Below are 18,670 nucleotides of genomic sequence, written 5' to 3'. Positions count from 1 at the left end.
AGGCGGCGTGTTCTTCTTCTTTCACACGCGCAGAAGGGAAGCTGACATTTCGAGAAGAAACTCGAAATTTTTCTAGATCACTATTTTACCGATGCGGGACGCCACGACCGGATCGACACCGGCGGCGCGAGGAGGAGGAAGATGGGGCAGGAAACGCTCGTCAGTGCGCCACGCCTACCTGATCCACATAGTGCTGCACTTCGGCAGCGACTGCGGCGAACAGGGTCCGCAGCTCGGGCAGCGTGGCCCGGGCGCTCTGCGGCGGTTCGGTGCGCGACTGCACCTCGACGGCCTTGAGCATTTCGGTCAACACGGCCGCCCCGACCAGGGCGGTCATGCTCTTGAGGCTGTGGGCTTCGCGTTTGACCTGGGCAGCATCATCGGCCAGGATGGCCGCTTCCAAGCGTGCGAAGTTGGCCGGTGCACTCTTGGCGAAGGTGCCGAACATGTGGCGGCAGGCAGTCGCATCACCGCCCATGGCCTCGAGCAAGGGTTCAGGATTGATGTGCTGGTAGTGGTAGTCGTTCACGCTTTTCTCCCTTTGGCAGACACAATCACAATATACGCAAGATATTGCACTTCTGCCAACTTTAATGAGCAGCTTCCGGGGCGGTCCGATCAACTTGCCCGGTTCGTGAGCCGAAACACAAGGTAGAACCATAACGTAACCAAGCAGGTAATCGCCGTCAATCAATACTGCCGCCGCCCATGCAAAAAACCGCCCGATGAGACGGGCGGTTGGCTGCTTTTTCCTGCAGGACAGGACGGTGACGATCAGGCCGCGCGTTCGAGGCGCTGGACGTTGTCGTCCTGGCTGCCGATCTCGATCTTGCGCGGCTTGAGCGCTTCCGGAATCTCACGGACCAGCTCGATGTTGAGCAGGCCGTTTTCCAGGTTGGCGCCGACCACCTTGATATGGTTGGCCAGCTGGAAGCGCTGTTCGAAATCGCGGGCGGCGATGCCGCGATGCAGGAAGTTGACCTGCTTGTCTTCCTTCTGCTTGCGGCCGGTGATCTTCAGGGTTTCATTCTCGGTCTCGATGTCGATCTCGCTGCGGGCGAAACCGGCGACGGCCATGGTGATGCGGTATTTGTCCTCGGCCACCAGTTCGATGTTGTACGGGGGGTAGCTGGGCTGATCGGCACGCTGGGCGTTGTCGAACATCTGGGCCAGGCGATCGAAGCCGATGGCGGTACGGTACAGGGGGGAGAGATCAAAAGTACGCATAAAAATATCCTTTCAGTTAAGCGATGTTTTCGTCGCAGACCTCAACATCAAGCATCTGCTGGTACCGATCTAGGGATGCGTTTTTGGGTTTTCAAGAGATTTTTTTCAAAAAAATCGAGCGCCCCGGTCAAGCCGCCTTCAACGCCGCTACCAAGGCCCGCAACGCCCCCTGCAAGCGCGCCTCCTTGAGCCGCGAATGCAGCCTCACCTGCGCCAGTGGCAGGCGCGGCAGGCCCAGGCTTTCTCCTACGTCCACGGCGCCGGGCGGGGCGCTGCGGTACAGCAGCGCCGACACCGCCAGTCCCGCGCTCACGGCTGCGCCCACGGCCAGGATGCCGCCGCCCACGAACACTTCCACCCAGGCAATGCCCGCCGCATCCAGCCGCCGCAGCGACAGCTCACGGATGCGGCAGGCCTGGGAAAACGTCGCCACGCGCAAGGCTCCGCCAGCCCAGCATTGGGCATCGGGATGGGCGAACCAGCCGATGCGTTCTTCCATGACCAGCTTGCCGCCCCGGTCCTGCGGCTCGCGGCGCACGATCACGGCATCCAGCTCACCACGTTCATAGAGCGGCATGAGGTCATGCGAAGAACCGACCCGCACTTCCGCTACCACGCCGGGATCAAGCGCATGCACCTGCGCCAGCGCACGCGGCAGGCTGGCGCCCGCCACGTGATCGCTGATGCCCACCGAGAAACGGACCGGCCCCTGGTCGAGTTGTTCAAGCGCGCGCTCATGCGCGGCCAGCAATTCCCGCGCCGCCGGCAGGAACTGCTGGCCCTCGGCCGACAGCCGCACCTGGCGCGGCGTACGTTCCAGCAGGCGGCGGCCCAGGCGCTGCTCCAGCTTCTTGAGCTTGAGGCTGATGGCCGACTGCGTGCTCTCGAGCGCCTCGGCCGCGCGGGTGAAACTGTGCAGATCGGCCGCCAGGACGAAGGCCTGGACGGCGTCCAGGTCGAGGGGTTTTTCCATGGCTTGGGCTCCCTTCTGTTGAGCTATTCAATGATGATGAATTCAAATCATTGAAATCATGAATCAGTGGTTTTTCAAATCATTGCGCCAGCATAGCATGCAGGGCATGGGCTTCGCGCCCTGCCCCGCTTTCACACCACAAGGAGAACAGCATGCCCCTGGTCCGCATTTCCCTGTTGCGCGGCAAGTCCCGCGCCTACCGCAGCGCCATCGCCGAGAACGTCTACCAGGCCCTGCGTGAGAGTTTCAATGTGCCCGAGGATGACCGCTTCATGGTCATCACCGAGCATGATCCGGAAGAGCTCATCTTCAGCCGCAGCTACATGGGCATGGCGCGCACGGAGGACTTCGTGCTGATCCAGCTCACGGTCAGCAATACCCGCACGCAGGCGCAGAAGAACGACCTCTATGCGCGTATCGTGGAGCGTCTGCAGCACGACCCTGGCATCGCGCCCGATGACGTCATGATCAGCCTGGTCGAGGGCGACAAGGGCAACTGGTCCTTCGGTCGCGGGCTGGCGCAATACGTGATGTGAGCCGGCCCGGTGGCGGCCTCCTGCATGCCCTGCCGCCACCTGCTAGGATGTCGCTCATTCCATTGACTGCGCGCCCGGCTGCGCCTTTGCCATGCCCCCTGCGACATCCCGTTCCTGGCCGCGACTGCGGCGTGTTCTCGCCACGGCTGGCGTCCTGATGCAGGCGACCAGCCTGGGCGCCTGCTCTTCGTCCGGCAAGTATGCCGACCCCAGCAAATCGAATCGCACCGACAGCGGTTTTCGCAACAACTATGCGCAACCCGAGCGCGGCTCCTTCTGGAAGTGGCAGTGGGAGCGCCTGACCCAGGGCCTGCCCAAGCCGCCGGAAAACAATTACCAGTTCACCGTACTCAAGCCGGACCTGGCCTGGCTCAAGGACAATGATCGCCACCCCAGCGTGACCTGGATAGGCCATGCCACGGCGCTGGTGCAACTGGGCGGCAAGAATGTGCTGACCGACCCCATGTTCTCGCAGCGCGCTTCGCCCTTCGCTTTCATCGGCCCGTCGCGCAAAGTGCCGCTGCCCGTGCAGATCAGCGAGCTGCCGCACATCGACGTGGTGGTGATTTCGCACAACCACTACGACCACCTGGACCGCGCCAGCGTGGAGCAATTGAACCTGCAGCCGGGTGGCCCGCCGCTGTTCCTGGTGCCGCTGGGACTGCGTGACTGGTTCCTGGCGCTGGGCATCACCAACGTGCAAGAGATGGACTGGTGGGACAAGACTTCGCTGGACCAGCTCGACATCCATTTCGTCCCCGCCACGCACTGGTCGGCGCGCGGCCTGTTGGACCGCTCCGAAACGCTGTGGGGCGGCTGGGTGCTGCAAGCCATGGACTGCCCGGGCAAGGCCGATACGACGCGGCAGTCGCCGGTGGCGCCCTTCTCGGTCTACTTCGCTGGTGACACGGGTTATTCGAAGGATTTCCGCGACATCGGCGAGCGCTTCGGCCACTTCGACCTGGCGCTCATCCCCATCGGCGCCTATGCGCCGCGCTGGTTCATGCAGAACCAACACGTCGATCCGGCGCAGGCGGTGCTGATCCACCAGGATGTGCATGCCCGGCGCTCGGTCGCCATCCATTGGGGGACCTTCGAACTGGCTGATGACGCGCTAGACGAGCCTCCCAGGGAGCTGGCCAAGGCCATGCAAGCGGCTGGATTACCGCAGGAGCAGTTCGTCACGCTCAAGCATGGGGAGACGCTCAAGCTGGATCGATGAATCACCCGCGCATCAACAACAAGGCCCGCATCGTTTCCGACGCGGGCCTTGGCAAACGGGTGGCGGCGAGAACGCCGCCGAGGCTGCAATTCAATCCACGATAAACAACTTCGCCCCCACCTCCGTAGACGAGCGGTGCGGCTCAGCCCCATCGGCCACCTGATAGCTCATGCCAGGCTTGAGGACGAAACTGCGGCCATCCTCCAGCTCGGTATGCAGCTCCCCTTCCAGGCACAGCAGCACATGGCCCTTCACACACCAGTGATCGGCCAGGTAGCCGGGTGTGTATTCGACCATGCGCACGCGCAGCTCGCCGAACTGGCAGGTGCGCCACCAGGCCTTGCCGGTCACGCCGGGATGCTCGGTGGCGGGGACCTGGCTCCAGTCGGTGGTGCCGAAGGGCAGATTGGCGATCTTCATGCGTGGACCGACCCGCCTGATTACAGCTTGGAAGCGATCAGCTTGCCCAGGCGTTCCACACCAGCGCGGATCTGTTCCGGCGGCACGGTCACGAAGGACAGGCGCAGCGTGTTCTTCTGCGCTACGTTGGCGTAGAACGGTGCGCCGGGGACGAAGGCGACCTTTTCCTGCTCCACCGCTTCGTTCAACAGCACGCCCGCATCGATGTGCTCGGGCAGGGTCACCCAGATGAACATGCCGCCTTCCGGCTTGCTCCAGCTGCAGCTGGCCGGGAAGTACTGTTGCAACGCATCCAGCATGGCCTGGCACTGGTCGCCATAGAGCTTGCGGATGGTCGGCACGTGCTGGTCCAGGAAGCCGTCCTTGATGGCTTCGTACACCACCATCTGGGTCAGCTGGGCGGTGTGCAGGTCGGTGGCTTGCTTGGCCTGTTCCATCTTCAGGATCAGCGGACGCGGCGCGACCACGTAACCCAGGCGGATGCCGGGGGTCAGCACCTTGGAGAAGGAACCCATGTAGATCACGCCCGAGGGATTCATCGACAGCATCTTGGGCAGCGGAGCGTTCTGGTAGCTCAAGGCGCCGTACGGATCATCTTCGATCAGCGGCAGGCCCAGGCGGGCACAGGTTTCCACCAGCTTGAAACGACGCTCGGTGGGCAGGGTGCGCCCCGTCGGGTTCTGGAAGTTGGGCAGCGAATAGAGCATGCGTGCACCACCGGCGATGGCTTCGATGGTCTCGGGTTGCAGACCGAATTCGTCGCTGGGCACCGACTCGAACTTGGCGCCGTAGAGCGCGAAGGCTTGCAGCGCGCCCAGGTAGCTGGGGGTCTCGACCAGCACCTTGCTGCCTTCATCGATCAGGACCTTGCCCAGCAGGTCCAGGCCTTGCTGGGAACCGGACACCATCAGCACCTGTTCGGCGCTGATTTGCGCGCCATTGGACGACAGCGAGGCGGCGATCCATTCACGCAGCGGCAGGTAGCCGTCGGTGGGGCCGTATTGCAGGGCCATCTTGCCTTGCTGGCTCAGCACGCGGTCGAAGGCGGTCTTCATGTGCTCGACCGGGAAGGTCAGCGGCGACGGCAGGCCACCGGCGAAGGAGGTGATGTCGGGACGCATCGTCACCTTCAGGATTTCACGGATGGCCGAGCTCTTCATGGCGTCGGCGCGCTGGGAGAACTGCCACTGCAGCGGTGCGGGATTTTCGAGTTTCATACGGTCGTTCAGTCTGTTCTGTGTTCTGTGTGAGATGGTGCGGGGGCCGTGCGGCTTCTGTGGCCGCAGCAGCCGGCAAGGCGATGGATCAGGCGATCTCGGCGATCATTTCGATCTCGACGCAGGCGCCCATGGGCAGCTGCGCCACGCCAAAGGCGGAACGGGCGTGCTTGCCGGCCTCGCCGAAGACTTCGCCGATCAGCTCGGAGGCGCCATTGGTGACCAGGTGGTGCTCGGTGAATTCGCCGGTCGAGTTGACCAGGCTCATCAGCTTGACGATGCGCTTGACGCGGGTGAGGTCGCCGCCGCAGGCTGCCTGCAGCGTGGCGATCAGGTCCACGGCCACAGCGCGTGCGGCCAGCTTGGCGTCGTCGGTGCCGATATCGCGTCCCAGCTGGCCGACCCATACCTTGCCATCCTTCTTGGCCAGGTGGCCGGAGAGGAAGACGGTATTGCCGGTTTGCGCATACATCACATAGGCTGCTGCCGGGGTGGCCACGGCGGGCAGTTCGATGTTCAGTGCTTTCAGCTTTTCATAGACGGACATGCGGTACTCCCTGTTGGACAGCGCCCCTGCGGCTGTAGGCCGTGGGCTCTGCGCGTTAAGAAAAATAAGTGGACGATTATCTCAAATATCCGGACTTTTGGTCGGCTCCGGCCGAACTATTTCGGCTCGCAATGCCGTTCAGATTCGGGTCAGCAGCCCCGCCCGGCCTGCATCAGCGGCGTACCGCCATGCGCCGGCCAATGGCCACGACCACGATCACGGCCAGGGCGAAGAGCATATTGCTCGCATCCAGCGCCTCGCCGGCGATGACGGCTGCGCCCAGCAGGCTCATGAAAGGTTGCAACAATTGCACCTGGCCAACACGGGCAATGCCGCCCAAGGCCAGGCCCTTGTACCAGAAGAAGAAGCCGATGAACATGGAAAACAGCGACACGTAGCCGAAGGCCAGCCAGGCTGGTGCGGAAGCGCTCAGTCCATCCTGCCAGCCCAGCCACAGCGAGACCGGCAGCATCACCGGCAAGGCCACCACCAGCGCCCAGGCAATCACGTTCTGCCCGCCCATGCTCTGGGCCAACCGCCCGCCCTCGGCATAACCCATCGCAGCGGTGATGACGGCGGCGAAGAGCGCGAAGTCGGCCGCATGGAAACTGCCCCCACCCTCGCGCAGTGCAAAGGCAATGACGATGGCCGATCCGGCCAGCGCGGCCAACCAGAAACCGCGCGAGGGGCGTTCGCCGAAACGCAGCGCGCCGAACAGGGCGGTAGCCAGCGGCAAAAGTCCGACCACGACGGCGCCGTGGGCCGCCGGTACGTAGCGCATGGCAATCGATGAAAACAGTGGAAAGCCCACCACCACCCCCAGGGCGGTGATGACCAGGCCGCGCAATTGCTGCGCGTTCGGACGCGGCGCCCGCACCCACGCCAACAGTGCCAGCGAACACAGGCCCGCTATCACGGCGCGGCCAAAGGCGACGAAGGCGGGGCTGAGTTCAGCCACGGCGATGCGGGTAAAGGGCAAGGTGAGACTGAAGACGGCCACCCCGATGAGCCCCAGCCACATGCCCCGGCTTTCATTGCGCGCCACGTTGCCTGCGGGTGTGGCGGTCACGGCTGGTTTGCTGCTTGCCTGCATGAGAACTCCCCTGTGATCAAACAAATCGATGCCAATTGACTGAGGCCTGCGCGCCACCTTCAGCGCCAGATCAGAGCCAGATGGCCAATGCCGAATAGAGCGTGAGCAGCACCATGACCGCCGCAAAGGCCATGCGCCACAGCGGGCGCTCCAGGTAACGGCGCAGCACCGCCCCCGCGCCCGCCCAGACCGATACGCAAGGCAGGTTGATGGCGCAGAACACCAGGCAGTAGACCAGGATTGCCAGCGCGCCGGGCAGCTTATGCAGCATCGGCATGAAGGCCGAAGCGCCGGTCACGGCCATCACCCAGGCCTTGGGATTGGCGAACTGGAACAAGGCCGCCGCACCGAAGGACATCGGCTGGGCCGCCCGCTCGGTCGCGCCGGCCACGCCCATGCGGCGCAATTGCCAGGACAGGTACAGCAGGTAGGCGCAACCCATGGCCTTGAGCAGCCACACCAGTTGCGGCACGGCGATGACCAGTTCGCCTATACCAAAGGCGCATAAGGCCAGCAGTACGCCAAAGCCGAAGGTGATGCCCAGCATGTGCGGCAGCGAGCGGCGAAAGCCGAACCAGATGCCCGAGGAGGTCAGCATGATGTTGTTGGGCCCGGGCGTGATCGAAGAGACGAAGGCAAAGGACATCAGCGGCAGCAAGGTCTCGATCATGCGCTTCTCCTCTGAGGCAAAGATGTCAGCGGCAACACCTGCGCCGGCGCCAGCAGCATGTCGGCGGGAGCCGCTGCACGCGCCAGTACGCGCGCCAGCACATCGTGATCGACATTGCCGCCCGAGAGCGTGACGCCGACCTTCAGGCCGCGCAACCGCGCACGCAATTGCCAGGCCGCCGCCAGCGCACAGGCGCCCGCTCCTTCGGCCACGTTGTGGGTGGCGATGTAGGCCAGCTTGATGGCGTCCATCACTTCGTCATCGGTCACGGCCACGACTTCATCGACCTCGGAGAACAGCACCTCCAGCGAGGCCTGGTCCGGCACCCGGCAGGCCACGCCGTCGGCAATGCAGGTGCTGACCGGCGATTCGATCTTGCGCCCCGCTTCGAAGGACAGCTTGTAGGCCAGCGCATGGGCCGAGACCACGCCGATGATGCGGGTCGACAAGCCCAGCGCATTGCGTGCAGCCACTGCGCCGCACATGCCCGAGCCCTGGCCGATGGGGACCAACACCACATCCAGCCCCGGCTGGGCCGCGAACAGTTCCATCCAGTAGGTGGCCACACCAGCCACCAGGTCGCGGTGCAACGAGGGAATCATGTGCAGTTGCCGCTGGGCGGCGAGCTGCTGGGCATGCTCGCGGCTTTCCTGGAATTCGCTGCCATGTTCGATCAATTCCACACCCAGGGCGCGCATGGCGGCATTCTTCTCCTGGCTGTTGCCCTGCGGGACCACGATGGTCGCAGAGATGCCCAAGCGCCGCGCCGCCAGCCCGACAGACTGGCCGTGGTTGCCGCGGGTGGCCGAGATGACGCCGGAGAGTTGCGGCTGCTGGCGCGCCAGGTGATGCAGGTAGACCATGCCGCCGCGCACCTTGAAGGCGCCGGTGGGCGCATGGTTCTCGTGCTTGACCCAGACTTCCGCGCCCAGCGCTTGGTTCAGCAGCGGCCAGCACAGTTGCGCTGTCGGCGCCATGCCTGCGTAGACAATGCCGGCGGCCTGTTCGATGTCGGCCAGGCTGGGCAAGAGGGTACGGGCGGCGTGCGACATGGGGAATCTCCTCGGACGATGATGGTTCAGGCAGGCGGCAAGCGGCCTCTAGGGCGCCTGGCAAAAATGTGTCTGCGCTTGTAATGAAAGTCATCGTAGCCGACAATACCGATACAGTACCTGTACAGTTTTCCGAATAATTTTCATAGTGTCACGGCAATATGACCAATACAGTCAGGCAACACCCCACCAGACAGCAAGAGCTCAGCCCCCATGGCACGGGTCCCGACAATGGCCAGCCAGGCTGGCCGCTGTTGCTGCGCGAAAGCGGCGACTCCCTGGTGGAACAGATCGTGCGGGGCATCCGCGCCCGTATCGATGACAAGCTCTTGCGCAGCGGCATGCGCATGCCCTCGATCCGCCAGTTTGCCGATGCCAATCAGATTTCCCGCTTCACGGTGGTGGAGGCTTACGACCGGCTGGTGGCCCAGGGCTATCTGGAGTCGCGCCGGGGGTCGGGCTTCTATGTGAGGGAGCGCACACCGCTGGGCGGCAGCTACGGCGCGGCCCAGGCCGAGCTGGACACCGAACCGGGGCGCGGCCTGGATGTGGTCTGGCTGGTGCGCAACATGTTCCGCCAGATGCCCCCGGCCAAGATGCCCGGGGGCGGCTTGCTGCCGCCGGACTGGCTCGATGGCGAACTGATCGCCAATGCCCTGCGCGCGATCAGCCGCGACAATCCGCATCTGCTGCTGGGCTATGGCACGCCGCAGGGCTTCCTGCCGCTGCGCCAGCAATTGCAGTTGAAGCTGGCCGAGCTGGAGATTGCCGCCGCGCCCGAGCAGATCGTGCTGACCACCGGCGTCACGCAAGGGCTGGATACGGTGGCGCGGCATTTCCTGCGTCCCGGCGACGTGATCTTCGTGGATGATCCGGCCTGGTTCCTGATGTTCGGCTCCTTCGCCGCACTGGGCGCCAAGGTGGTGGGCATCCCGCGCCTGGGTGACGGCCCTGACATCGCCCGCCTGCGCGAGCTGGCGGCAGTGCACAAGCCCAAGCTGTACGTGATCAACTCAGTGCTGCACAACCCTACCTCGACCTCGCTGTCGGCGGCCAAGGCCTTCCAGGTGCTGCGCACCGCCGAGGAGCATGATTTCATCATCGTCGAGGACGACATCTATTGCGACATGCATCCCGGTTCTGCCGTGCAGCCGGCCACCCGCATTGCAGCGCTGGACCAGTTGCAGCGGGTGATCTATCTGGGTGGCTTTTCCAAGACGCTGTCGGCCAATTTACGGGTGGGCTATATCGCCACCTCGGCCGAACTGGCGCGCAGCCTGGCCGACCGCAAGCTGCTCTCGACCCTGACCACCGGCGAGATCGGCGAGCGGGTCGCCTACAAGGTGCTCTCCGAGGGCCATTACCGCAAGCACGCCGAGCGCGTGCGCGCGCGTCTGAACGGCGCGCGCGACAAGGTGATGCGCCAGCTCGAACGACTGGGCATGGACGTGGTGGAAGCGCCGCCCTGCGGCATGTTCCTGTGGGTCGATACCGGGCGCGACACCAATGTGATGACCGAGGCGGCCATGCAGGAGGGTTTCCTGCTGGCGCCCGGCAGCCTGTTCTCCCCGGCCCAGTTGCCCTCCACCTACATGCGCATCAACGTGGCCAGCATGGCCGACCCCGGCATCTGGCGCTTCCTCGCCCAGGCGATGGAGCGCTGAACACCGGCGCCTGCGCCTGCGCTACTCAGGCGGTCACCAGGTGGATGCGCGCCACCTCCGTGTTGCTGCTGTTGTAGAAGGCATAGTCGGTGGTGCCGGGGAAATAGACGTAGTGGTCCGAACCATTGGCCGCAATCTGCAAGCTCTCACCGGCGCTCATCTTCACGGTCAGGATGGTGGAGGTCGAGCCGCTGGGCATGCCCATGCGGATCACGTCCTGCGCCGTGATGAGGATGTTGGTGCTGCCCCCGGCACTGACGTCCAGCGTGGTGATGCCGCTGACCTTGCTGGAGAAGTTGCTCAGGTTCAGCGAGTTGCCCAGGTCGGCGAAGTGCAAGGTGGTCACACCCGCACTACCGGAAATGGAGTTGATGTTGGATTGACCGGTATTCTGGTTCACCATGTCGCTCTGCGCCCCCAGTGAGCTGTGCGAACCGGCGCTGACATTGATCAGGTTGTTGCCGCTGCCCACGGTCACCGTGTTGTGTCCGCCTTCGACCACGTTGTAGGTATCCGTACCGGAACTGGCCCCGCCGCCGCTGAGCGAGTTGGTGGTGCTGTCGCCGCGCGCGGTGAGCGTGTTGGCGCTGGCATTGCCGGTCAGTGAACTGTTCACGTTGGCGCTGCCCTCCAGGTTGGCGATGCCCGAGTAGGTATCGCCGCTGGCGTCGCCGCCACTGCCGACGGATCCGGCGACCAGGCTTACCGTGATGTCGCCGCTGGTCGAGTAGTAGTAGCTGACCGTATCGTTGCCGCCGCCACCGGTGAAGGCATTGGCGTCGCCACTGGCGTAGAAGGTGTCATTGCCGGCGCTGCCCACGACATTCTGGATGTGGGAGTAGGTGTCGCCTGCGGCATAGCTGTTGGCCACGCCGCTGGGGGCGCTGCCGGTGCCATGGAACAGGTCCACCACCACCCCCGCCGATCCGGAACGGGCATAGTTGACGGTATTGACGCCCGCCCCACCCTCGAAGGCATTGGCCGCGCTGCTGGCATAGAAGGTGTCATTGCCGGAGCCGCCGATGAGGTTGGCGATATTGGTGAACTTGTCGCCGACCGCGTACGCGCCGCTGGCGGCCAGGGTGTTGGTCAGGTCCACCGTCACACCACCGGTGTCGTTGGCGTAGCTCACCGTATCGGAACCGCCGCTGCCGCCGTCGAAGTTGTTGGCCTGGGTGCTGGCCACGAAGGTATCGGAATAGGCGCTGCCAATGACATTGTCGATGTTGACCAGGGTATCGCCCTGGGCGTCGCCGCCGCTGCCGGTGGCGTTCTTCAGGTCCACCGTCACCGCCGAGGACGATCCGGCATAGGACGCATAGGTGTTGGCGCGATTGGCCGCTACCGCCGTGATGACGTCAGCCCCTGCACCGCCTTCCAGCACCGAGCGCACGCCCACGGTGGCAAAACCGGTGAGGCGATCCTGATAGGCGCTACCCACGGCATTTTCGATGTTGGCGTAGGTATCGCCATCGGCATAGTTGCCGCTGCCACTGCCGGCGGAAAGATCGACCGTGACGCCGTTGACGCCATCGCTGCTGGTGGAGAGCGAATAGTTCACCGTATCCGAGCCGGCCCCGCCATCGAGCTTGTTGGCATTGGCGCTGGCGTAGAAGGTGTCGTTCTGGCTGCTGCCGATGAGGTTATCGATGTTGAAGAGCGTATCGCCCTGAGCGTCGCCGTTGCTGCCCACGCCCGTCTGCAGGTTGATGCTCACGCCATTGGCCGAGCCGGCGTAGGAGGCATAGGTGTAGGCGCGGTTGGCATCGATGGCGGTGAGCTTGTCGGCGCCCTTGCCGCCGGTCAGCACCGAGGTCACGCCGACGGTGGCAAAGCCGGTCAGGGTGTCGGCGAAGTCGCTGCCAATGACATTCTGGATGTTGGCATAGGTATCACCCTGGGCGTAGTTGCCGCTGCCGGTGCCCGCCGACAGGTCCACGGTCACGCCGGTGCTGCCGTTGCTGCTGGTGGAGCCGGCATAGCTGACCGTATTGGAACCCGTGCCGCCATCGAGGAAGTTGGCGACGGCGCTGGCGACGATGGTGTCGTTGCCGCTGCCGCCGGTGACATCCTGGATGTTGGCGTAGGTATCGCCATTGGCCAGGCTGCCCGCGCCGCCAGTGCCGGTGTTGCTGACCAGGTTGATGGTCTCGTCAACGGTGGAGTTGGCGTAGCTGACGCGGTTGTGGCTGCCGCCGCCGCCATCGAAGGCATTGGCTGCCGCACTGGCCACGAACGTGTCATCGGCGCTGCCACCGGTGGCGTCCTGGATGCTGGTGTAGCGGTCGCCATTGGCCAGGCTGCCAGCGCCGCCGCTGCCCTGGCCGAGGAACAGGTCCACCGTCTCGGCCACAGTGGAAGTGGCGTAGCTGACGCGGTTGTGGGTGCCGCCACCGCCATCGAAGGTGTTGGCCGCCGTGTTGCCGTAGAAGGTGTCGTTGCCACCGCCGCCCGTGACGTCCTGGATGTTGAGATAGGTGTCGCCCGCGGCCAGGGTGCCACTGCCCTGCCCGCTGACCAGGTTGATCGTCTCGGCTGCGTTGGAGTTGGCGTAGCTCACGCGGTTGTGGGTGCCGCCGCCGCCATCGAAGGCATTGGCCGCTGCGCTGGCGATGAAGACATCATCGGCCGTGCCGCCAGTGACGTCCTGGATGTTGGTGTAGGTATCGCCATTGGCCAGGCTGCCTGCGCCGCCAGTGCCATTGCCGTTGAACAGGTCGACCGTTTCGGAAACGGTGGAACTGGCATAGCTCACGCGGTTATGGCTGCCGCCGCCGCCATCGAAACGGTTGGCCGCCGCGCTGGCGATGAAGGTGTCATTGGCGCTGCCGCCGGTCACGTCCTGGATGTTGGTGTAGACGTCGCCGGCGGCAAAGCTGCCCGCCCCGCCACTGCCCAGGCCGGCGATCAGGTCGACCGTCTCGGCCACGGTGGAATTGGCGTAGCTGACCCGGTTGTGGGTGCCGCCACCGCCATCGAAGGTGTTGGCAGCCACGGTCGCCACGAAGGTGTCATTGCCAGCGCCGCCGGTGACATCCTGGATGTTGGCATAGGTGTCGCCATTGGCCAGGCTGTTGAGGCCGCCCGAACCGGTGCCGTTGTAGAGGTCGATGGTTTCATCGGCGGTCGAGCTGGCATAGCTGACGCGGTTGTGCAGCGAGCCGCCGCCGCCGTCGAACCGGTTGGCTGCCGCGCTGGCGATGAAGACATCGTCGGCGCTGCCGCCGGTGGCGTCCTGGATATTGGTGTAGCGATCGCCATTGGCCAGACTGCCCGCCCCGCCGCTGCCCTGGCCGTTGAGCAGGTCGATGGTCTCGGCCACGGTGGAGCTGCTGTAGTTGACCCGGTTGTGGGTGCCGCCGCCGCCGTCGAAATTGTTGGCGGCGGTGTTGCCGTAGAAGGTGTCGTTGCCGCTGCCGCCGGTCACATCCTGGATGTTGACGTAGGTGTCGCCATTGGCCAGGCTGCCCGTGCCGCCACTGCCCTGGCCGGTGACCAGGTTGACGGTTTCATCGACGCTGGAATTGGCGTAGCTCACGCGATTGTGCAGCGAGCCGCCGCCGCCATCGAAGTTGTTGGCGGCCAGGCTGGCGATGAAGACATCATCGGCCGTGCCGCCGGTGACGTCCTGGATGTTGGCGTAGGTGTCGCCGTTGGCCAGGCTGCCTGCACCACCGCTGCCGACGTTGTTGAACAGGTCCACCGTCTCGGCGACGGTGGAGCCGCTGTAGTTGACCCGGTTGTGGCTACCGCCGCCGCCATCGAAACGGTTGGCCGCCGTGTTGCCGTAGAAGGTGTCGTTGCCGCTGCCGCCGGTGGCGTCCTGGATGTTGGCATAGGTGTCGCCATTGGCCAGGCTGCCGATGCCGCCACTGCCCTGGCCGCTGACCAGGTTGATGGTTTCATCGACGGTGGAGTTGGTGTAGCTCACCCGGTTATGGCTGCCACCGCCGCCATCGAAGGCGTTGGCCGCCGCGCTGGCCACGAAGAGGTCGTCGGCGCTGCCGCCGGTGACGTCCTGGATATTGGCATAGGTATCGCCATTGGCCAGGCTGCCCACGCCGCCGCTGCCGACGTTGTTGAACAGGTCGACGGTCTCCGAGACGGTGGAGTTCTGGTAGCTGACCCGGTTGTGCAGCGAACCGCCACCGCCATCGATGTTGTTGGCCGCCGCATTGGCGATGATGAGGTCATCGGCGCTGCCGCCAGTGACGTCCTGGATGTTGGTGTAGCGGTCGCCCTGGGCGTAGGTGCCTGTGCCACTGCCATTGAAGAGGTCGATGGTTTCGCTGGCGCTGGAGTGGGCGTAGCTGACGCGGTTGTGCAGGCTGCCGGTGCCGCCGTCGAAGTTGTTGGCGGCCAGGCTGGCCACGAAGGTATCGTCGAACTGGCTGCCGGTGAGGTCCTGGATGTTGGAGAGCTTGTCACCGGTGGCATAGCCGCCGGAGGTGCCGGTGCCATCGGTGTAGGTCAGGTCCACCGTCACACCGGCGCCGGAATTGGCGTAGCTCACACGGTTGTGCGCGCCGGTCGCGCTGACGCCACCGTCGATGGTATTGGCGTCGCTGCTGGCGATGATCAGGTCGTCCTGGGCCGAGCCGACCACGTTCTGGATGTTGGTGAAGGTATCGCCATCGGCAAAGCCGCCCGTGCCGGTACCGGTGACCAGGTTCACCGTCACCGCTGCCGTCGAGTTGGCGTAGCTGACGGTGTTGGAACCCTGGCGGCCATCGAAGATATTGTGGTTGTTGTCGGCCACGAAGGTGTCATCGTAGGCCGTGCCGATCACGTTCTGGATGTTGGCATAGGTATCGCCGGCGGCAAAGCCGTTGCTGCCGCGGCCATTGAACAGGTCCACGGTCACGCCGTTGCCATCGCCGGCCTTGGCATAGCTCACCGTGTTGTTGCCGGCGCCGCCATCAAAGGCATTGGCCGCCAGGCTGGCGATGAAGGTATCGTCGAAGCCGCTGCCGGTGACATTCTGGATGTTGGCGTAGGTATCGTTGTTGGCATAGCCGCCCGTGCCCACGCCCAGCACCAGGTCCACCGTCACCGCCGAGGTCGAGGCGGCATAGCTCACGCGGTTGGAACCGGCTCCGCCATCGAAGTTGTTTTCGGCCAGGCTGGCGACGAAGGTATCGTTGCCGGCGCCGCCGGTGAGGTCCTGGATGTTGGTGAGCTTGTCGCCCTGCGCATAGCCCCCCGACGTGCCGGTGCCATTGCTGTAGTTCAGGTCCACCGTGACGCCGACGGTAGAGGCCGCATAGCTGACGCGATTGTGCAGCGAGCCGGTACCACCGTCGAAGCTGTTGGCGTCGGCGCTGGCCACGAAGGTGTCGTCGTAGACGCTGCCGATCAGGTTCTGGATATTCGTGAATGAATCGCCGGCCGCATAGTAGCCGCCAGTGCCGGTGCCGATGGTATTGGTGAGATCGACCGTCACGCCACCGGTCGAATAGAAATAGCTGACCGTATTGGAACCGCCACGGCCATCGAAATTGTTGACGTCGGCGCTGGCGATGAAGGTGTCGTCATAGCTGCTGCCGATGACGTTCTGGATATGCGCCAGCACGTCGCCCTGCGCGTAGCCGCCGCTGCCGGTGCCATGGAACAGGTCGACCGTGACGGCGGCATTGGAGAAGGCGTAGCTGACGGTGTCCGAGCCCCCCAGGCCGCCGTTGAAATTATTGGCAGCAAGGCTGGCGATGAAGGTATCGGAATAGGAACTGCCGACGATGTTCTGGATATTGCTGTAGCTGTTGTTCTGGGCGTAACCGCCGCTGCCGACCAGGTTGATCATGTCCACCGTGACCGCGCCGGTGGAGCCGCCGTAGTTGACGGTATCGGAACCTCCGCTGCCGCCATCGAAGTGACGACTGTCCACGCCAGCAAAGAAGACATCGTCAAAGGCCGAACCGATGGCGTTCTGGATGTGGTTGTAGGTGTCGCCCTCGGCATTGCCGCCAGTGCCACGACCAGAGACGAAGTTGACCGATACGCCCTGCGCCGACCCAGCATAGCTGACGGTGTCATTGCCGCCGCTGCCGCCATCGAAGCTGTTGGCGTCGGCATTACCCACGAAGGTGTCGTCGCCAGCCGTGCCAATGACGTTCTGGATGCGCACATAGGTGTCGCCCTGTGCGGCGCCACCGCTGCCCACACCGGTGAGCAGGTTCACGTTCACGCCCACCGCCGAATTCACGTACGACACCGTGTTGGACCCCGCACCACCATCGAAACGGTTGGCATCGCCGCTGGCGATGAAGATGTCGTTGAAGGCGCTGCCCACGACGTTCTGGATGTGGGTATAGGTATCGCCCTGGGCGTGGCCGCCGCTGCCGGTACCGGTCACCAGGTTGACGGTGACGGCGGCATCGGAAGATTCGTAGGAGACCGTATCGGAGCCGCCGCTGCCGCCATCGAGGCGGTTCACCGAGGCATTGGCCACGAAGGTGTCGCTGTAGGCGCTGCCCTTGAGGTTCTGGATGTTGGAGAGCTGGTCGCCCTGGGCGTCGCCGCCGGTGCCCACGCCGGTGACCAGGTTGACGTTCACGCCGGCGTTGGAGTTGGCGTAGCTGACCGTATTGACGTTGGTGCCGGTGCTGTTGACGCCGCCCACCAGGCGGTCCGCGCCTGCGCCGCCATCGAAGAAGGTATTGCCGCTGCCGCCATAGATGGTGTCGTTGCCGGTGCCGCCGTAGAGCAGGTCGTTGGCATTGCTGCCATAGATGGTCACGCCGCCATTGCCGGCATGCACCTCGTGCGGCAGCCCTTGCGCGGGCAAGACCAGCACCGGATCGCCGGTGGCCGGATCGAGGTAGCTCAGGTCGCCATAGGCGGTGGCGTCCTTGAGCGCGACATGGCGCACGTCATTGAGGGTCAACTGCCCCAGCGAGGTCGCCACCAGGGTGGTGAAAGTCAGGTCGAAATGCTGGTGCACCGGCGAGGCCGTATTGGCTTCTACCGTGTTGTACTGCAGCTGCATCGGGAAATCGGTCTGCCCGCTCGCCACCGACATCTGGTAGCGGCCACCGCCCAGGTTGGTGGCGTTGACGATGGACATGTTGGCCGGCACGCCCGAGACGATCACCGAGAGCACATTGCCGTTGCCACTGATGGTGACGTCAAACACCTTGATGAAGGTGCCGGCATTGTTGCCCGCTGCATAGATGGTGTGCACATCATTGCCGGCATTGATGACCTGGGTGCTGAACTGCAGCGGCAGGCCGGCGTCGGTGGCCGAGACCGGAATGCCGCCGCTGCCGAAGAGGCTGTCGCCGGTCTGGGTGATGGTGGTGAGGTTGACCAGCTTGATGGCCATCGACGGTTGCGACGGATCGACCACGATGGTCGAGGGAATCGTGCCCGGCTTTTCCGGCGGCAACTGCGGATCGACCGGCCGGATCGGCGCGTCATTCGAACTGGGGTTGAGGGCCGCCGCAATGGAGGCCGCCACGCTGACCTGGGACGAATCCCCCACGGTCGGCTGGGTCGGCACCGACAGGTTCTGGCTGCCATTGCTGGTCAACGAACCGGCATTGTCGGTGATGATCTTGGACAGCTGGCTGATGCCATCGCTGCCCACGCTGGCGGCATTGCGGTCCACCGTCACATGCGGCTGGGCCTGCGCATGGGCATCGAAACTGGCCACGTTGTCGGCCACGGCGATCGGATCGGAATTGAGGATGCGCGACTGGTCGTTGGGCTTGAGGGGGATCTTGCCGACGGCGTCGAGCAGCTTGCCGGTCTCCGAGCTGCTGTCGGCGAACTTGACCTTGGACTTGTCATCCATGGCTTCCATGGCGCCGCCGGCCAGCACCACCTTGCTGCCGTCGGCCATGTGCAGCACCATGTCCACATCGACCACCTGCACATGCTGGACCGCGCCACGGTTGGCGTTGATCTGGAAGCTGCCGCTCTGGTCGGGCATCACCACCCGTACCGGGCCGGTGACCTTGTCGCTGGAGTTCACTTGTGATGAGCTTGCGGTTGCCATGGTTTCCTCGCTATCGAAGATCGGTTCGAATCAGTCTGTCTGCGTAATCTCTG

At 64.3% G+C, this 18,670-nt stretch carries 13 protein-coding genes; 3 read left to right on the top strand and 10 right to left on the bottom strand.

The genetic code is table 11. The features are described 5' to 3' along the window. Positions 1–160: 160 nt before the first annotated feature. The 3 genes from BGK68_RS15405 to BGK68_RS15395 all read right to left on the bottom strand — a co-directional run bounded on the left by BGK68_RS15405 (position 161) and on the right by BGK68_RS15395 (position 2,200). Positions 161–529: an Hpt domain-containing protein gene (locus BGK68_RS15405; RefSeq protein ID WP_075257818.1), complete on the bottom strand. Its 369-nt coding sequence runs from the start codon at positions 527–529 to the stop codon at positions 161–163. A 245-nt stretch (positions 530–774) separates the two neighbouring features. Beyond that, complete coding sequence (locus BGK68_RS15400) at positions 775–1,227, bottom strand: Hsp20 family protein (protein ID WP_013233827.1); 453 nt, start codon at positions 1,225–1,227, stop codon at positions 775–777. A gap of 127 nt (positions 1,228–1,354) precedes the next feature. After that, positions 1,355–2,200, bottom strand: a complete 846-nt coding sequence (locus tag BGK68_RS15395; RefSeq protein ID WP_075257817.1) for a LysR family transcriptional regulator — start codon at positions 2,198–2,200, stop codon at positions 1,355–1,357. Between the two features lie 152 nt (positions 2,201–2,352). On the opposite strand from BGK68_RS15395, the gene BGK68_RS15390 reads away from it, so the two are divergent. Both BGK68_RS15390 and BGK68_RS15385 read left to right on the top strand, forming a co-directional pair. Continuing rightward, on the top strand, positions 2,353–2,736 hold the full coding sequence (locus BGK68_RS15390) for a tautomerase family protein (RefSeq protein WP_075257816.1): 384 nt from the start codon (positions 2,353–2,355) through the stop codon (positions 2,734–2,736). 157 nt (positions 2,737–2,893) lie between these two features. After that, entirely contained in the window at positions 2,894–3,958 is a 1,065-nt protein-coding gene (locus tag BGK68_RS15385) for an MBL fold metallo-hydrolase (protein ID WP_075257815.1), read from the top strand. A gap of 90 nt (positions 3,959–4,048) precedes the next feature. Here BGK68_RS15385 and BGK68_RS15380 read toward each other — a convergent pair whose 3' ends face one another. The 6 genes from BGK68_RS15380 to BGK68_RS15355 form a co-directional block, all read right to left on the bottom strand. After that, complete coding sequence (locus BGK68_RS15380; protein WP_075257814.1) at positions 4,049–4,378, bottom strand: DHCW motif cupin fold protein; 330 nt, start codon at positions 4,376–4,378, stop codon at positions 4,049–4,051. A 20-nt stretch (positions 4,379–4,398) separates the two neighbouring features. Beyond that, a complete protein-coding gene (locus BGK68_RS15375; protein ID WP_075257813.1) occupies positions 4,399–5,595 on the bottom strand; it encodes an aminotransferase-like domain-containing protein in 1,197 nt (398 codons plus the stop codon). Positions 5,596–5,683: 88 nt separating this feature from the next. After that, positions 5,684–6,142: a RidA family protein gene (locus BGK68_RS15370; protein ID WP_013233815.1), complete on the bottom strand. Its 459-nt coding sequence runs from the start codon at positions 6,140–6,142 to the stop codon at positions 5,684–5,686. A 172-nt stretch (positions 6,143–6,314) separates the two neighbouring features. Further along, positions 6,315–7,235: a DMT family transporter gene (locus BGK68_RS15365; protein WP_075257812.1), complete on the bottom strand. Its 921-nt coding sequence runs from the start codon at positions 7,233–7,235 to the stop codon at positions 6,315–6,317. A 70-nt stretch (positions 7,236–7,305) separates the two neighbouring features. Next, a complete protein-coding gene (locus tag BGK68_RS15360) occupies positions 7,306–7,905 on the bottom strand; it encodes a LysE family translocator (protein WP_075257811.1) in 600 nt (199 codons plus the stop codon). Beyond that, on the bottom strand, positions 7,902–8,957 hold the full coding sequence (locus BGK68_RS15355) for a threonine dehydratase (protein ID WP_075257810.1): 1,056 nt from the start codon (positions 8,955–8,957) through the stop codon (positions 7,902–7,904). Before BGK68_RS15355 ends, BGK68_RS15360 begins: the two co-directional genes overlap by 4 nt. A gap of 161 nt (positions 8,958–9,118) precedes the next feature. Here BGK68_RS15355 and BGK68_RS15350 point away from each other — a divergent pair, with 161 nt between their 5' ends. Next, positions 9,119–10,621: an aminotransferase-like domain-containing protein gene (locus BGK68_RS15350; RefSeq protein WP_075257809.1), complete on the top strand. Its 1,503-nt coding sequence runs from the start codon at positions 9,119–9,121 to the stop codon at positions 10,619–10,621. 25 nt (positions 10,622–10,646) lie between these two features. Here the strand turns inward: BGK68_RS15350 and BGK68_RS15345 are convergent, their stop codons facing one another. Beyond that, positions 10,647–18,617 (bottom strand): calcium-binding protein, encoded by a 7,971-nt coding sequence (locus tag BGK68_RS15345; RefSeq protein WP_075257808.1) that lies wholly within the window; start codon positions 18,615–18,617, stop codon positions 10,647–10,649. Positions 18,618–18,670 lie beyond the last annotated feature (53 nt).

The sequence above is a fragment of the Herbaspirillum camelliae genome, from assembly GCF_001929405.1.
GTDB classification, from domain to species: Bacteria; Pseudomonadota; Gammaproteobacteria; order Burkholderiales; family Burkholderiaceae_D; genus Herbaspirillum; species Herbaspirillum seropedicae.
The sequence above is the reverse complement of the archived record's forward strand: the minus strand, read 5'-3'. Positions and strand labels throughout refer to the sequence as shown.

Coding starts and splice junctions, on each gene's coding strand:
- BGK68_RS15400 (WP_013233827.1), bottom strand. CDS start 1,227: ATGCGTACTTTTGATCTCTCCCCCCTGTACCGTACCGCCATCGGCTTC.
- BGK68_RS15395 (WP_075257817.1), bottom strand. CDS start 2,200: ATGGAAAAACCCCTCGACCTGGACGCCGTCCAGGCCTTCGTCCTGGCG.
- BGK68_RS15390 (WP_075257816.1), top strand. CDS start 2,353: ATGCCCCTGGTCCGCATTTCCCTGTTGCGCGGCAAGTCCCGCGCCTAC.
- BGK68_RS15385 (WP_075257815.1), top strand. CDS start 2,894: ATGCAGGCGACCAGCCTGGGCGCCTGCTCTTCGTCCGGCAAGTATGCC.
- BGK68_RS15380 (WP_075257814.1), bottom strand. CDS start 4,378: ATGAAGATCGCCAATCTGCCCTTCGGCACCACCGACTGGAGCCAGGTC.
- BGK68_RS15375 (WP_075257813.1), bottom strand. CDS start 5,595: ATGAAACTCGAAAATCCCGCACCGCTGCAGTGGCAGTTCTCCCAGCGC.
- BGK68_RS15370 (WP_013233815.1), bottom strand. CDS start 6,142: ATGTCCGTCTATGAAAAGCTGAAAGCACTGAACATCGAACTGCCCGCC.
- BGK68_RS15365 (WP_075257812.1), bottom strand. CDS start 7,235: ATGCAGGCAAGCAGCAAACCAGCCGTGACCGCCACACCCGCAGGCAAC.
- BGK68_RS15360 (WP_075257811.1), bottom strand. CDS start 7,905: ATGATCGAGACCTTGCTGCCGCTGATGTCCTTTGCCTTCGTCTCTTCG.
- BGK68_RS15355 (WP_075257810.1), bottom strand. CDS start 8,957: ATGTCGCACGCCGCCCGTACCCTCTTGCCCAGCCTGGCCGACATCGAA.
- BGK68_RS15350 (WP_075257809.1), top strand. CDS start 9,119: ATGACCAATACAGTCAGGCAACACCCCACCAGACAGCAAGAGCTCAGC.
- BGK68_RS15345 (WP_075257808.1), bottom strand. CDS start 18,617: ATGGCAACCGCAAGCTCATCACAAGTGAACTCCAGCGACAAGGTCACC.